This is a genomic window from Pantoea sp. X-Soil-ISGK-285 (genome assembly GCF_059730815.1).
Genome location: NZ_AP035938.1, coordinates 1,918,135 through 1,930,491, shown reverse-complemented (window position 1 = coordinate 1,930,491; position 12,357 = coordinate 1,918,135). Strand labels below are relative to the sequence as shown.

The 12,357-nt window shown below is 53.2% G+C and carries 18 protein-coding genes; 8 read left to right on the top strand and 10 right to left on the bottom strand.

Features of this window, described 5'->3' with window-relative positions:
- Positions 1–13 precede the first annotated feature (13 nt).
- Both dtpA and gstA read left to right on the top strand, forming a co-directional pair.
- Positions 14–1,510 carry a dipeptide/tripeptide permease DtpA gene (dtpA, locus tag AC6I8B_RS09250; RefSeq protein ID WP_010245419.1) on the top strand — a complete coding sequence of 499 codons (1,497 nt, stop codon included), beginning with the start codon at positions 14–16 and terminating at the stop codon, positions 1,508–1,510.
- Positions 1,511–1,661: 151 nt separating this feature from the next.
- Positions 1,662–2,267 (top strand): glutathione transferase GstA, encoded by a 606-nt coding sequence (gstA, locus tag AC6I8B_RS09245; protein WP_033757533.1) that lies wholly within the window; start codon positions 1,662–1,664, stop codon positions 2,265–2,267.
- Between the two features lie 32 nt (positions 2,268–2,299).
- On the opposite strand, the gene pdxY is transcribed toward gstA, so the two are convergent.
- The 4 genes from pdxY to AC6I8B_RS09225 all read right to left on the bottom strand — a co-directional run bounded on the left by pdxY (position 2,300) and on the right by AC6I8B_RS09225 (position 5,628).
- Positions 2,300–3,160 carry a pyridoxal kinase PdxY gene (gene pdxY, locus AC6I8B_RS09240; RefSeq protein WP_010245428.1) on the bottom strand — a complete coding sequence of 287 codons (861 nt, stop codon included), beginning with the start codon at positions 3,158–3,160 and terminating at the stop codon, positions 2,300–2,302.
- 56 nt (positions 3,161–3,216) lie between these two features.
- Positions 3,217–4,491, bottom strand: a complete 1,275-nt coding sequence (gene tyrS / locus AC6I8B_RS09235) for a tyrosine--tRNA ligase (protein WP_010245429.1) — start codon at positions 4,489–4,491, stop codon at positions 3,217–3,219.
- Positions 4,492–4,631: 140 nt separating this feature from the next.
- Entirely contained in the window at positions 4,632–5,288 is a 657-nt protein-coding gene (gene pdxH / locus AC6I8B_RS09230) for a pyridoxamine 5'-phosphate oxidase (RefSeq protein WP_010245431.1), read from the bottom strand.
- A 25-nt stretch (positions 5,289–5,313) separates the two neighbouring features.
- Positions 5,314–5,628, bottom strand: a complete 315-nt coding sequence (locus AC6I8B_RS09225) for an MliC family protein (protein ID WP_010245432.1) — start codon at positions 5,626–5,628, stop codon at positions 5,314–5,316.
- A 189-nt stretch (positions 5,629–5,817) separates the two neighbouring features.
- Here AC6I8B_RS09225 and AC6I8B_RS09220 point away from each other — a divergent pair, with 189 nt between their 5' ends.
- The 5 genes from AC6I8B_RS09220 to AC6I8B_RS09200 all read left to right on the top strand — a co-directional run bounded on the left by AC6I8B_RS09220 (position 5,818) and on the right by AC6I8B_RS09200 (position 7,584).
- On the top strand, positions 5,818–6,021 hold the full coding sequence (locus AC6I8B_RS09220; RefSeq protein ID WP_003848989.1) for a hypothetical protein: 204 nt from the start codon (positions 5,818–5,820) through the stop codon (positions 6,019–6,021).
- Positions 6,022–6,388: 367 nt separating this feature from the next.
- Positions 6,389–6,622 (top strand): YgdI/YgdR family lipoprotein, encoded by a 234-nt coding sequence (locus AC6I8B_RS09215; protein ID WP_010245442.1) that lies wholly within the window; start codon positions 6,389–6,391, stop codon positions 6,620–6,622.
- Between the two features lie 15 nt (positions 6,623–6,637).
- Entirely contained in the window at positions 6,638–6,868 is a 231-nt protein-coding gene (locus tag AC6I8B_RS09210; protein WP_010245445.1) for a YgdI/YgdR family lipoprotein, read from the top strand.
- 34 nt (positions 6,869–6,902) lie between these two features.
- Positions 6,903–7,175 carry a hypothetical protein gene (locus tag AC6I8B_RS09205; protein ID WP_111533763.1) on the top strand — a complete coding sequence of 91 codons (273 nt, stop codon included), beginning with the start codon at positions 6,903–6,905 and terminating at the stop codon, positions 7,173–7,175.
- Positions 7,176–7,311: 136 nt separating this feature from the next.
- On the top strand, positions 7,312–7,584 hold the full coding sequence (locus AC6I8B_RS09200) for a hypothetical protein (RefSeq protein ID WP_022625718.1): 273 nt from the start codon (positions 7,312–7,314) through the stop codon (positions 7,582–7,584).
- Positions 7,585–7,849: 265 nt separating this feature from the next.
- On the opposite strand, the gene AC6I8B_RS09195 is transcribed toward AC6I8B_RS09200, so the two are convergent.
- The 5 genes from AC6I8B_RS09195 to umuD all read right to left on the bottom strand — a co-directional run bounded on the left by AC6I8B_RS09195 (position 7,850) and on the right by umuD (position 11,054).
- A complete protein-coding gene (locus AC6I8B_RS09195; protein ID WP_223563798.1) occupies positions 7,850–7,990 on the bottom strand; it encodes a hypothetical protein in 141 nt (46 codons plus the stop codon).
- A gap of 145 nt (positions 7,991–8,135) precedes the next feature.
- Positions 8,136–8,750: a TetR/AcrR family transcriptional regulator gene (locus AC6I8B_RS09190; protein WP_157352037.1), complete on the bottom strand. Its 615-nt coding sequence runs from the start codon at positions 8,748–8,750 to the stop codon at positions 8,136–8,138.
- Positions 8,751–8,936: 186 nt separating this feature from the next.
- A complete protein-coding gene (locus AC6I8B_RS09185; protein WP_033767133.1) occupies positions 8,937–9,212 on the bottom strand; it encodes a hypothetical protein in 276 nt (91 codons plus the stop codon).
- Positions 9,213–9,363: 151 nt separating this feature from the next.
- On the bottom strand, positions 9,364–10,632 hold the full coding sequence (umuC, locus tag AC6I8B_RS09180) for a translesion error-prone DNA polymerase V subunit UmuC (protein ID WP_157352035.1): 1,269 nt from the start codon (positions 10,630–10,632) through the stop codon (positions 9,364–9,366).
- 2 nt (positions 10,633–10,634) lie between these two features.
- Positions 10,635–11,054, bottom strand: a complete 420-nt coding sequence (gene umuD / locus AC6I8B_RS09175) for a translesion error-prone DNA polymerase V autoproteolytic subunit (protein WP_010245460.1) — start codon at positions 11,052–11,054, stop codon at positions 10,635–10,637.
- Positions 11,055–11,389: 335 nt separating this feature from the next.
- Between umuD and AC6I8B_RS09170 the strand changes: the two genes are divergently transcribed.
- Entirely contained in the window at positions 11,390–11,641 is a 252-nt protein-coding gene (locus tag AC6I8B_RS09170) for a hypothetical protein (protein ID WP_010670062.1), read from the top strand.
- A 109-nt stretch (positions 11,642–11,750) separates the two neighbouring features.
- On the opposite strand, the gene AC6I8B_RS09165 is transcribed toward AC6I8B_RS09170, so the two are convergent.
- Positions 11,751–11,975 (bottom strand): hypothetical protein, encoded by a 225-nt coding sequence (locus AC6I8B_RS09165; RefSeq protein WP_010245468.1) that lies wholly within the window; start codon positions 11,973–11,975, stop codon positions 11,751–11,753.
- Positions 11,976–12,357: the final 382 nt, after the last annotated feature.

Here is a 12,357-nt window from a genome sequence, read left to right as displayed (position 1 = left end):
AACTGAGGTACATGTGTCAACTGCAAACAAACACACTGATGAGGCTGTCAGTCTCAATGCGTTTAAACAGCCGAAGGCGTTCTACTTAATCTTCTCGATTGAGTTATGGGAACGTTTTGGCTTCTATGGCCTGCAGGCCATTATGGCGGTTTACCTGGTGAAGCAACTGGGGTTGTCTGAATCAGACTCCATTACCCTGTTCTCTTCATTCAGTGCGCTGGTGTATGGTCTGGTCGCGATTGGCGGCTGGCTCGGTGATAAGGTGCTGGGTACCAAACGCGTCATCGTGCTGGGTGTCCTGGTGCTGGCGCTGGGCTATGCGCTGGTGGCGTTCTCCGGTCATAACGTCAGCATTGTCTACATCGGTATGGCGACCATCGCGGTGGGTAGCGGCCTGTTTAAGGCAAACCCCTCTTCGCTGCTCTCTACCTGCTATGACAAAGATGATCCGCGTCTCGACGGTGCTTTCACCATGTTCTATATGTCGATCAACATCGGTTCACTCTTCTCAATGATGCTGACACCGTGGTTAGCGGCGAAATATGGTTATAGCGTAGCCTTCTCACTGTGCGTTATCGGTCTAATCATCACCCTGTTTAACTTCCTGTTCTGCAAACGCATGGTTAAGGATTACGGTTCTAAACCCGATTTCGCTCCGTTGCAGATCGGAAAACTGCTGATGACGCTGGTCGGCATCGTCGTACTGATCGCACTGGCCAACTGGATGCTGCATCACCAGTCTATCGCACGACTGGTGCTGGCGGTGATTGCCCTGGGTATCGTGCTGGTGTTTGCCAAAGAGGCCTTTGCACTGCAGGGTGCGGCACGTCGTAAGATGATTGTTGCCTTCCTGCTGATGGTCGAAGCGATTCTGTTCTTCGTGCTTTATATGCAGATGCCAACGTCACTCAACTTCTTTGCTATCCGCAACGTTGAGCACACCATTCTCGGCATTACTTTTGCCCCCGAGCAGTTCCAGGCGCTGAACCCGTTCTGGATTATGCTGGCCAGTCCGCTGCTGGCGGCGCTCTACAACAAGCTGGGCGATAAACTGCCGATGCCGCACAAGTTTGCCTTTGGTATGGTGCTCTGCTCCGCTGCGTTCCTGGTGCTGCCGGTGGGTGCGAAGTTCGCCAGCGATGCCGGTATCGTTTCCGTTAACTGGCTGATCCTGAGCTATGCGCTGCAGAGTATCGGTGAGCTGATGATCTCTGGCCTCGGCCTGGCGATGGTGGCACAGCTGGTGCCTCAGCGTCTGATGGGCTTTATCATGGGTTCCTGGTTCCTGACTACCGCTGGCGCGGCGGTGATTGCCGGTAAAGTGGCAAACCTGATGGCCGTGCCTGAAAACGTCACCGATCCACTGATTTCGCTGGCGACCTACAGCCGCGTATTCCAGCAGATTGGTATCGTGACGGCGGTGATCGCCCTGCTGATGCTGATTACGGCGCCGATGCTGAACCGCATGGCGCAGGATCCGGACGCGAAAAAAAATAACGTGCAGGCGTAATTCACGCTGCACTTCAGCTAAGCCGGGCTCTGCCCGGCTTTTTTTATGGCTTGCCGCAACGCCCTTCGCAGATCCCTGATCTTTGTCACTGGTAATCCCGCTTTGACTCTTTACTATGCAAGGATCCCATTGCAACAAGGAGTACCTGGTCATGAAACTGTTTTGCAAAGCGGGTGCCTGCTCTCTCTCACCCCATATTGTTATGCGTGAATGCGGACTCGACTTCACTCAGGTGAGTGTTGATCTGGCCACAAAAATCACTGAACGGGGCGATGATTTCCGCCAAATCAATCCTAAAGGCCAGGTGCCCGCGCTGCAGCTCAGCGACGGTTCTGTGCTGACGGAAGGCGTCGCCATTGTGCAGTATCTGGCGGATCTGAAGCCCGATCGCCATCTGCTGGCACCGGTTGGCAGCCTGACGCGTTATCACACCGTGGAGTGGCTCAGCTACATCGGCAGTGAGCTGCATAAAAGCTTTGGGCCACTGTTTCGCCCCGGTTACTCCGATGAGGTGAAAGCGCAGACCCGCAGCCAGCTGGAAGCAAAATTCCGCTATGTCGATGAGTCACTGCGCGACAAACAGTGGCTGATGGGGCTGCATTTCAGCGTGGCGGATGCCTATCTGTTTGTGGTGACGCGCTGGGCAAAAGCGCTGGGACTGGATTTATCCGGCTTTACGGCGCTGGGCGCGTGGTTTGATCGTGTCGCGGAACGTCCTGCGGTGCAGGCGGCGCTTAAAGCGGAAGGCTTAGCCTGAGTCAACAGGGCCGGTTAACCGGCCCTGATGCGTTACAGTTTTTCTGCCGCGAAGTGCTGCGTCGGCGTGGCGATGGCATCCTGTGCCGCCACCAGCTGCAGTTCATATTCGCCCATCTGATGGGTTTTCAGCATCACCTCGTATACCGCTGCGGTGACATGCTCCAGCGCATCCTGCAATGATTTGCCGTGTAGCAGATTCACCAGCAGCAGACCGCTGGTGAGATCGCCCACGCCGACCGGCTGACGGACACCGAAATCGACCAGCGGACGGCTGATGTGCCAGGCATCTTCAGCCGTAACCAGCAGCATTTCAAAGCGATCGCTGCGACGACCCGCACGCGCCAGATGCTTCACCAGCACCACGCGTGGTCCCTGGGCAATCAGTGCCCGCGCAGCGTCTACCGCCGCGTCGACGTCTGTGACGGTGCGCTCGCTCAGCATCTCCAGTTCAAGCAGGTTCGGAGCGATAATGTCGCTGGCAGGCATCGCCATTTTACAGTGAAACTCCGCCACACCCGGCGCCACGATGCAGCCTTTCTCCGGATGGCCCATGACCGGATCGCAGAAGTACCAGGCATTCGGGTTGGCCGCTTTGACCTGACGGACAATCTGCAGAATCTGCTCGCCCTGCTCTGCCGAGCCCAGATATCCGCTCAGGACCGCGTCACAGGTCTTCAGGCGGTCGATGTCAGCAATGCCTTTAACAATGTCGGTTAAATGCGTTGCAGGCATCACCGTGCCGGTCCAGTGGCCATATTGCGTATGGTTGGAAAACTGCACGGTATTCAGCGGCCAGACGTTTGCGCCCATACGGCGCATCGGAAACTCAGCCGCCGCGTTACCGGCGTGACCAAAAACAACGTGCGACTGAATCGCTAAAATATTTTTCACTTGTTTGCCCTGTCCTGCCTTGCCATAAAAAAGGGCCGGAAACCGGCCCTGAAATCTTACTGCCAGTTAATCAGGCAGTAATGTTTCTTGCCGCGACGCAGCAGCGTATAGCGGTTAAACAGTTTGTCACTGTCGCTGAAGCGGTACTCCGCATCGGACTGCTTTTCACCGTTCAGTGAAACGGCATTGGAGCCGATCATGGTGCGCGCCTGGCCACGGGACGGCACCAGCTCTGCTTTCACCAGCGCCTGCTGCAGATCATCGTCAGCGCCCAGCACGATAGTTGGCATACCATCCTGCGCCAGCTGTTCAAAATCGGCTTCGGTCATTTCGCTGACGGATCCGGAGAAGAGGCTGGCAGTAATGCGTTTCGCCGCAGACAGACCCGCTTCGCCATGCACCAGACGCGTCACCTGCTCAGCCAGCACGTACTGCGCACGTGGCGCGGTGCCGCTGTTTTTGTCCTCTTCTTCCAGCGCGTTGATCTCTTCCATGCTCAGGAAGGTGAAGAACTTCAGGAAGCGATAGACGTCAGCATCCGCGGTGTTGATCCAGAACTGATAGAACTTGTACGGGCTGGTTTTCTTCGCATCCAGCCAGACTGCGCCGCCTTCGGTTTTACCGAATTTGGTGCCGTCAGACTTGGTGATCAGCGGAACGGTCAGGCCAAAGACCTGGTTCTGATGCAGACGACGGGTCAGATCGATACCGGAGGTGATGTTGCCCCACTGATCAGAACCACCAATCTGCAGGGACACACCGTGCAGCTCGTTCAGACAGGCGAAGTCATAGCCCTGCAGCAGATTATAGGAGAACTCGGTAAAGGAGATGCCCTGATCGTCACGGTTCAGACGCTGCTTCACCGCTTCTTTGTTGATCATCTGGTTAACGGAGAAGTGCTTGCCGATATCACGCAGGAAGGTCAGCACGTTCATGCCGCCAAACCAGTCGTAGTTGTTGGCGGCGATGGCGCTGTTGCTGCCGCAATCGAAGTCGAGGAATGGCGCCACCTGCTGGCGGATCTTTTCAACCCATTCGTTGACGGTTTCACTGGTATTAAGTTTACGCTCTGCGGCTTTGAAGCTCGGGTCACCAATCAGGCCGGTTGCACCACCGACCAGCGCCACCGGCTTGTGGCCGGCATCCTGAAAACGCTTCAGGCAGAGCAGCGGTACCAGATGGCCCAAATGCAAGCTGTCAGCAGTGGGGTCAAAGCCGCAATAGAGCGAAATTGGCCCCTGCGCCAGTTTCTCTGTTAACGCGTCTTCATCCGTCACCTGGGCGATTAGGCCCCTCTCCTGCAATTGTTGTATCAGGTTACTGCTGGTCATTACTGACTCCAAATTGATCAGACTGCACCTATGCTGGTACACAGCTTTCCGCTGAGTTGCGGAATCGAAAAAAATCAGGGCTATAGCATAAAGCGCTGACGCTTTCTGTGCCAGCGCTGATAGGGGCGAATCGTGCAGATTCAGGGTGCCAGACGGTCGATTTTCCAGCCGTCGTGATCGCGCTGATAGATGAAACGATCGTGCAGACGATGTTCGCCACCCTGCCAGAACTCCATCGTGTGAAATTTCACCCGGTAGCCACCCCAGAAGCTGGGCAGCGGCACTTCGCCCTGCTGGAACTTCTGTTTAAGCTCCAGGAACTTTCCTTCCAGAATACCGCGTGCCGAAATACGGCTTGACTGCTTCGACACCCAGGCACCAATCTGACTGTCGCGCGGACGACTGTGGAAATATTTCAGCACCTCGAGGGGCGACAGTTTTTCCACTTCACCCAGCACCATCACCTGACGCTCCAGATAGTGCCACGGGAAGTGCAGAGAGATGCGCGGATTGTGCGCCAGCTGCAGCGCCTTACGGCTGCCGAGGTTGGTGTAAAACACCATGCCCTGCGCATCGTAGTGCTTCAGCAGCACGATACGCTGCCATGGCTGGCCCTGCTCATCCACGGTTGCCACGGTCATGGCGGTAGGATCGGGCAGTTTTGCCTCGCAGGCCTGGCTTAGCCACTGTTCAAATAGCGCGATCGGATCGTCCGGCAGATCCTTACGACGCAATCCACCGCGGGTATATTCACGCCGCAGATGGGCAATGGTGTGTAGCGTTTCGCTGTCGCTCATAATGCTCGCCTATTCAGATAACAAGTCAGCTGGCAGGTTGCAGCTCACAATCATTCACGACAATTTTATCGTTACGTTCGATAAATGCGCCGTTTCCTTTGGACCAGAACACATAGGTGTTATCGCTGTAGCGTGCGCCGGAAGCGGATACCGTCTGCTTCAGCGTCAGAGGCTGCCCATCCATGATGAAACTGACCTGCTGCTGCGCCTCGTCCAGCGTCACGGTCAGGGGCATGGTTCCGCAGCGATAGTGCAGGGTCTGCGGCGACGGCGGCTGTTTATGCATCAGGCTACAGCCTGACAGCAGTAGCACCGCGGCAACGGTTAATCCTTTCAACATAAGCGGGTCTCCTTCACGAGTGAAGCTGGCATTATAAGAAGGATTGGGCGCGAAGTAAGTGGGAATCCACGCCAATCTGGCAGATGCTGTCAGTCAGGCTGAATTATTGCGCCTTTTCAGACGGTTGTCTGAATGCACAGGCCGCGTTCTCAGGCTACGCTCTATAGATCTTAAGCGAGGAAGACAAACATGAAATTTGATAACGAAGATGCATTTAAGCTGGCAGTGGCGTTTATGAACCACAAAGAGAATGCCACCATCGCCAGCAGCTACTTTAAAACCTTTATCGACACCTACCAGAAATTTGACCGCTGGCTGAGCGCATCAGACCCGGTCAGCGCCATGAAAGCAGAAAAAGCGGCCGCCAAAGCGGGCGAAGACTCCATCCTCTGATCCCCTTCTCCACAGGTCCGATAGCCTTCAGGGTATCGGACCTGTGAATCCCGCCAGACATTCACCCACATGCTGACTATTTCCGCACAGCTATTCTGGCTTTTACGGAAATATCCGCTCTGGCTGCCGTGCTTATTTCCCGCATCAGCATCGATCTTATTTCGATACAGCGCATCCTCTGCTGAAATGGCACAGAACGGCTGGGTACATTTGCAATAAATGCTATTTCACGCCGTCATACCCCCTAATCAGCACCACACACTCCGGTTTTGTTTAAAAAACAGGCAGCGAGACGCGACAGGGCCAGCAAACCTGATAAAGCCGACTATGCTGTAAACGTTCGGATATACTTCATGGAGCAGAAAAAATGAAAATGAAATCCCTGTCAGCCATTGCGTTGCTGGCTCTCTCTTTAGGTACGCTGGCAGGTTGTGCCTCAAACCAGTCGATTAAGACCACCGATGGCCGCACGATTGTCACCGATGGCAAACCGCAGATTGATTCAGATACTGGTCTGGTTTCTTACCGCGATGCTCAGACAGGAAAAACTGAGCAGATCAATCGTAATGAGATCAGTAATATGAGTGAACTCGACAACTAATATAAGGTGAATAAGATGAAAAAAGCGCTGATTTTACCTCTCGCCGCATTGATTGGTATGACCGTATTAACCGGCTGCACCCGTACCAGTTATGCGATTCAGACTAACGATGGACGCACCATTATTAGTGATGGCAAGCCTTCTGAATCGGATGCCGGCCTGCTGGCTTATACCGATGCAAATGGCGTGAAGCAGCAGATTAATAAAGCGGACGTTAAAGCGGTCTCTGAAGTACCGAAGAAATAATCCGATCGCTGTTACCCAATGAATAAAGCCGCCCATGGGCGGCTTTATTTTTGCCTGCGCCTGGCACGAAGTGGTGCACAGTCCTGGTTTTATTCCCCGGTGGTTTATAAATCAGAAATATCCGCTGCGGCGTGGCCATAATATGGCAGGCAACCGTGCGGATAGTGGTGCAGATAATAATCTGATAACGAAATGCGCCGTTCCGCCCTTATCTGAATTTCCGGCAACTCCCAGCTTTTTTAACCAGCATAATAGCTCAGCTTATTTCTCACAAAAAACCTCAGCCTGTTTTTATGCTTTGATATGAGTGGTTTACCGCCTCGATTAAAGGTTCACTTTATTTTTGGTAAATTTTAATCATAGCGCCCTGCTGTTTCCCACCTTTTAGTCCAGAGCGCCTTTAACTAGACTCTTTATATCGCTACTTAATCAGGAGGGTGCAGATGGTTTATCACGACAAAACAACGGGTCATATGATTCTTGGTGAAGCTGCAATTAATCTGGCTTTTGACGAACAGGAGATTACGCTGGTAGCACTGATTCGCCAGTTGAGCGAAATGGCCGAACAGGAGCGCAACGATGAGCGGGTCACGCAGATTGCCGATGCGCGGAACTGGCTCAAAGGTTTTATCGAATCCTCAACGCGCGACCGTGCCGAATTAAACTGGCTGGTCGAGACCGGACAGGCACCGGTTAATCTTAAAGATTATCGTTAGTTATGTGCGGGTCATTGCTGTTTTTTTAGGGTGCCGGGCACACGCCTGGCCTCACAGCCAGAGACGCTGGGACTGCGTGGCAGTGGAATAGTGCATGTCGGCCAGAACGTGACCAGAGCGTGAATTGCAACGCTCTGCACCCGGCTCCTGCGTCCGCCTGAAACGGCTTCCACGCAGATTGATGAGTGCTATTGCTCTGCACTCATCGGCCGGCCATCTGGCCGTTAACCGGCCTTCGTCGGCTTCTCCCCACCTGCCGTCACGGTCAGCGCGTCAGCGGCTCCCCGTTTTCAGTCACCTGCAGCGTTTTTGGATGTTTCGCTGTAGTGGTTTCAAACCCACCACGGGCAGCAAAAACAGAACAGCCAATGGCTGCCACGAGTGTCAGTAAGATTGAGGTTTTCACGAAACGCGCCTTAATTTTCTTCGCTACAGGATAAAGCGTGAAAGCCTGGCACATAATCAGATGAGGGGAAAGGAAAGTGCAGAATTTCTCTGTCTGGAAGCCCATGTCCGGGAAGTCTGTTTACTGATTGAGCGGCCTTGCCTGGTTACCCCAGTACTTTCAATGCCAGCGCCAGCGTCTTTTCTTCGTTAGTCACATCGCTGACCTTACCTGCCACGCGCAATCCAAAAGCAATACAGAGAATTAAACCGGCTGCTGCCTCGCTGTCCAGCGTGTTATTGATAGATCCATCCTGTTGTCCCAGCTCCAGCAGCGAGACCAGGAAGCGTTGATTACGCTGAACGACCTCATCAATGCGCTGCGCGAGTGGCTGATCCATCGTCTGCAGCGCAATCGCGCTGGCGACGACCAGACAGCCGCAACGCCCTTCTGTGGCACGTGCCGAATCCAGGTAGAATTGCAATAGCTCGGTTATTTTCCCCCGCCCGCTGGCACAGGGTGCCAGACGACGGTGCAACTCACTATTTCTCAGCAACAGATAGCGTTCGAATACCAGCAGGAAGAGCGAGCGCTTATCTTTAAACGCCTTATAGATGCTGCCTGCGGAGAGATGCATCGCCTCACCCAGATCGTTCATTGAGGCCGCATGATACCCTTTTTGCCGGAAAACGATCATGGCGTGATCCAGAGCCTGTTCGATCCCGAACTCTCTGGGGCGTCCCCGCTCTTTGTTTTTATACGTTGTGGCTGTCGTGGTCATTGTTACCGGCCTGGGGAGGTGTGTTGCTGTCAAAATCAATGGCGATTCTATCCCAGGCGCGGGTAACAAGCCAGGCCGTCCGTCGCCCGTCACGCGCAGACGGCCCGTTATTTCCCGGACGCATTAATATGATTCGCCGCTGTCTGACCAGCCGCCGTCTGGTCTGCGGTGCAAGCCGGACGCGATTCATTCAGATAAGGATGTTGTCTCTGTGCGGCCTTTTTCCCGCTGCTGGCTGCGCTTCAGCGCGTTTATTTTTATCAGCCATAACGTAAATTGCTTAATAAGCAGGCTGGCGTGGTTTTCATTGTCAGCAAAACATAAAAAGAGTCGGGTTTTTATATTGCTGTTATCGTCGATCGCATAAATCTCATATTCGTCATGATGGCGGGATTTTATGATTGCTGTGAAATGTATTGCGGGCCAGAGCATCACTCTGGCTTCAAACTGCCTGAAATCCATTATATTTACCTGGTAATTTGCTTAAATTACCCGATGAAAAACTACTCACCGGGTCAGGCAAAGCATAACTTCCTGCCACTTTAATCGCGTGATAAAAAAAGCTTTTAGCAGAGGCCGCGGCTTCAGCAGCAGAGGAACATCGGGTCAGCCTTCACTTAAGCGCAACCACAGGTAGATCGGTTATCCGGGTGGTATAGGCAGGCGACAGCATCTCGCGTTTCATCGACCAGGCTTTGTTGATCCCCTGCCCGGCAAACCACAGCTTCCCGCTGCCGAGCTTATTGACTGTGTCGATCAGCTTCATCAGCTCTTCGCTATTGCGGCGTGGCTGATGTTCGTCAAACAGATCAAACTGAGCCACGCCCTGGCTGAAAAAATCCCCCAGCACGATGCCGGCCTTCATATAGCGATGTCCCTCAATCCAGATGTTATCCAGGCACGCCATTGCAACTCTGATGATGTCGCGTGTGTCCTGCGTCGGAATCAGCAGTTGCTCCATCGACTGATTGCCATAAAAGGGTTCGTCAGTCGCATGCGGACTGGTGCGTACAAATACCCCTACCTGACGACAATATTGATTCTCACGGCGCAGCTTCTCCGCCGCGCGCTCGGCATACGCGCAGACAGCCTCGCGCATCTGATCGTAGTCGGAGATACGGCTGCCAAACGAGCGCGAACACATGATTTGCTGTTTTACCGGCGTCACTGACTCCAGCTCCAGACAGGATTCGCCACGCAGCTCTCTGACAGTGCGCTCCAGCACGACGCTGAACTGTTTGCGGATGGCCTCGGTGCTTTGATCGGCCAGATCTTTCGCCGTCATAACGCCCATAGCGTTGAGCCGTTTGCCGATCCGATGACCCACGCCCCAGACTTCCGCCACATCAATCAGCGCCAGCAGCTTTTTTTGTCGTTCAGGGTCCGACAGGTCGACAATGCCGCCGGTTTTGCTCCACTTTTTGGCCGCAAAATTCGCCAGCTTGGCCAGCGTTTTAGTCTGTGCAATGCCGACGCCCACCGTCAGATGGGTCTCTTTGCCTATTCGTTCTCTGACCTGGCGACCAAAGGTCTCCAGCGCCATACAGTTCTGCACGCCGGTGAGATCCATAAAGGCCTCGTCGATCGAGTAGATCTCCACCGACGGCGCCATCTCTTCCAGTATGGTCATCACCCGATGGCTCATGTCGGCGTAGAGCGCATAATTTGAGCTGAAGACCTGCACCGCGTGACGCGTTAGTTCTTCACGCATTTTAAAATAGGGCGTGCCCATTTTGATGCCGGCTTTCTTTGCCTCGGCGCTGCGCGCAATCACGCAGCCGTCGTTGTTCGACAGCACTACTACCGGTTTACCTTTAAGATCGGGCCGGAAAACGGTCTCACACGACGCGTAAAAGCTGTTTACGTCGACCAGCGCGAACATGGTCAGTGGGTCGCTTTAATAACAAAGGTCACAACGCCAAACACCTCCAGCGCATCTTCGGTCTGGATAGCGATCGGTTTAAATTTGGTATTCATCGGCATCAGTTGCAGACAGGGATGAAGCTGGAGACGTTTAACGGTGAATTCACCTTCGACCGCGGCGACCACAATATCGCCGTGTGAGGCGGTGAGTGAACTGTCGACCACCAGCATGTCACCATCATTGATGCCCGCCTCAATCATTGACTCGCCGCTGACCCGGACAAAATAGGTGGCGCTGGGGTGCTGGACCATCAGCGCATTGAGATCAATACGTTGTTCGACATAATCCTGCGCCGGGGATGGAAACCCGCACGGCACACGTTCGATATATAGCGGTAAAGGCATAACGGCACGAATGTCCGCAGGTTTAATGAATTCCATAATTTCGCTCCTTTTTCAGATTACTGTATATAAACACAGTAATAGCTAATCCCCCTTTTAATCAAGTGACATGGAACATCTTTAAGCGAAAGGGTTGATGGTAATGCACTTTTTTTTAAACGTTTTTTCGCATTGCCGTCAGAGTAAGCGGAAACGGGTTACTTTCGCCGCACCGCCTGAATATCGTCGATTTCTTCTTACAGTAAAGAATCTTATAAATTCACCGGCTGATTATTTTTACTTAAGGAAAATCTGACAACGCTTCTCTGGCATTCGGAGAGGTTTGAATATTACGGGCGGGCTGGTTATTCTGCTTTTTTAAGCATGGAGGGATTATGGCAGACGACGATCGAATCAAACATCTTGAAGAGGCAGTTGCGCAGTTAAGGGTTGAGACTACGGTATTAAAAGCGATACTCGGTCAGCAAATTGCGCTGAATAATCTCAATTACAAAGGGAAGTTTGACGATGTACTGGCGGCGCTGGCGAAAGAGTATGCCGAACGCGGTCTGGAAGAGGGCAATAACCAGGCTATCCATGATGCCCTGCGTCAGTATATTAAATATGAGCCACCCGCAATGGAATAAGCGGATTTTCCGGCAGCGTCCGATTGCCGGACTTTACCGGCTCCTGAACGCTGCCACCGCCCTGTCCTGCACCGCCTCCGCAGCAGCCTCAGACGATACCGGTTAGTATTTACACCTCGCTGTCACTCTCCAGCGCATCCTGAATCGCGTCGGCCAGATTAGCAACTTCATTCGCCACGGCCTGCAGATCCCAGGCGGTTTTTGAGCCGGTTGCAGAGGTGGAGGCGCTGACGGACTCTTTTGCCACTGACAGAGCAGCAGCCACGGCGACCGAACGTTTATGTTGTTCCTGAGTCATGCCCGCAGGCGGAATTGCGAAATAGTCGTGAACCATGATCATTTCCTTGTGATAAATAAGGGGTCAACCTTAGCCTTCTGCATCAGGCGTGGGAAGTGAATTATGCGGCATGGCCTGTCAGACGGCCAGGATTGCAGCAGCACAATCGCACCCACCACTTTTCCAGCGCTGAAACCTGTACAACTTTGGCTGAAATCTGCGGAATAAAGCGGTTTTAACACGTTGATGTGTCGTCAGCCCAATTCTCAGCCTCCTGGTCTGAAAATCGCCACCCCTCTGAAAACCTCACCAACTCACTGTATTTATTAAATTAACCATCAAAAACCTCTTTTTTCACTTTAAACATGCTTTTTACATACACCACCGACCAGTTAAATTTTGTCAAATTTCATTGTACAACTTTGCGATTCTTGTATAA

Bases quoted from the DNA above. Each gene is read 5' to 3' on its own strand.
- gstA (WP_033757533.1), top strand. From the start codon at position 1,662: ATGAAACTGTTTTGCAAAGCGGGTGCCTGCTCTCTCTCACCCCATATT.
- tyrS (WP_010245429.1), bottom strand. From the start codon at position 4,491: ATGACCAGCAGTAACCTGATACAACAATTGCAGGAGAGGGGCCTAATC.
- pdxH (WP_010245431.1), bottom strand. From the start codon at position 5,288: ATGAGCGACAGCGAAACGCTACACACCATTGCCCATCTGCGGCGTGAA.
- AC6I8B_RS09225 (WP_010245432.1), bottom strand. From the start codon at position 5,628: ATGTTGAAAGGATTAACCGTTGCCGCGGTGCTACTGCTGTCAGGCTGT.
- AC6I8B_RS09220 (WP_003848989.1), top strand. From the start codon at position 5,818: ATGAAATTTGATAACGAAGATGCATTTAAGCTGGCAGTGGCGTTTATG.
- AC6I8B_RS09215 (WP_010245442.1), top strand. From the start codon at position 6,389: ATGAAAATGAAATCCCTGTCAGCCATTGCGTTGCTGGCTCTCTCTTTA.
- AC6I8B_RS09210 (WP_010245445.1), top strand. From the start codon at position 6,638: ATGAAAAAAGCGCTGATTTTACCTCTCGCCGCATTGATTGGTATGACC.
- AC6I8B_RS09205 (WP_111533763.1), top strand. From the start codon at position 6,903: ATGGGCGGCTTTATTTTTGCCTGCGCCTGGCACGAAGTGGTGCACAGT.
- AC6I8B_RS09200 (WP_022625718.1), top strand. From the start codon at position 7,312: ATGGTTTATCACGACAAAACAACGGGTCATATGATTCTTGGTGAAGCT.
- AC6I8B_RS09190 (WP_157352037.1), bottom strand. From the start codon at position 8,750: ATGACCACGACAGCCACAACGTATAAAAACAAAGAGCGGGGACGCCCC.
- AC6I8B_RS09185 (WP_033767133.1), bottom strand. From the start codon at position 9,212: ATGGATTTCAGGCAGTTTGAAGCCAGAGTGATGCTCTGGCCCGCAATA.
- umuC (WP_157352035.1), bottom strand. From the start codon at position 10,632: ATGTTCGCGCTGGTCGACGTAAACAGCTTTTACGCGTCGTGTGAGACC.
- umuD (WP_010245460.1), bottom strand. From the start codon at position 11,054: ATGGAATTCATTAAACCTGCGGACATTCGTGCCGTTATGCCTTTACCG.
- AC6I8B_RS09170 (WP_010670062.1), top strand. From the start codon at position 11,390: ATGGCAGACGACGATCGAATCAAACATCTTGAAGAGGCAGTTGCGCAG.
- AC6I8B_RS09165 (WP_010245468.1), bottom strand. From the start codon at position 11,975: ATGGTTCACGACTATTTCGCAATTCCGCCTGCGGGCATGACTCAGGAA.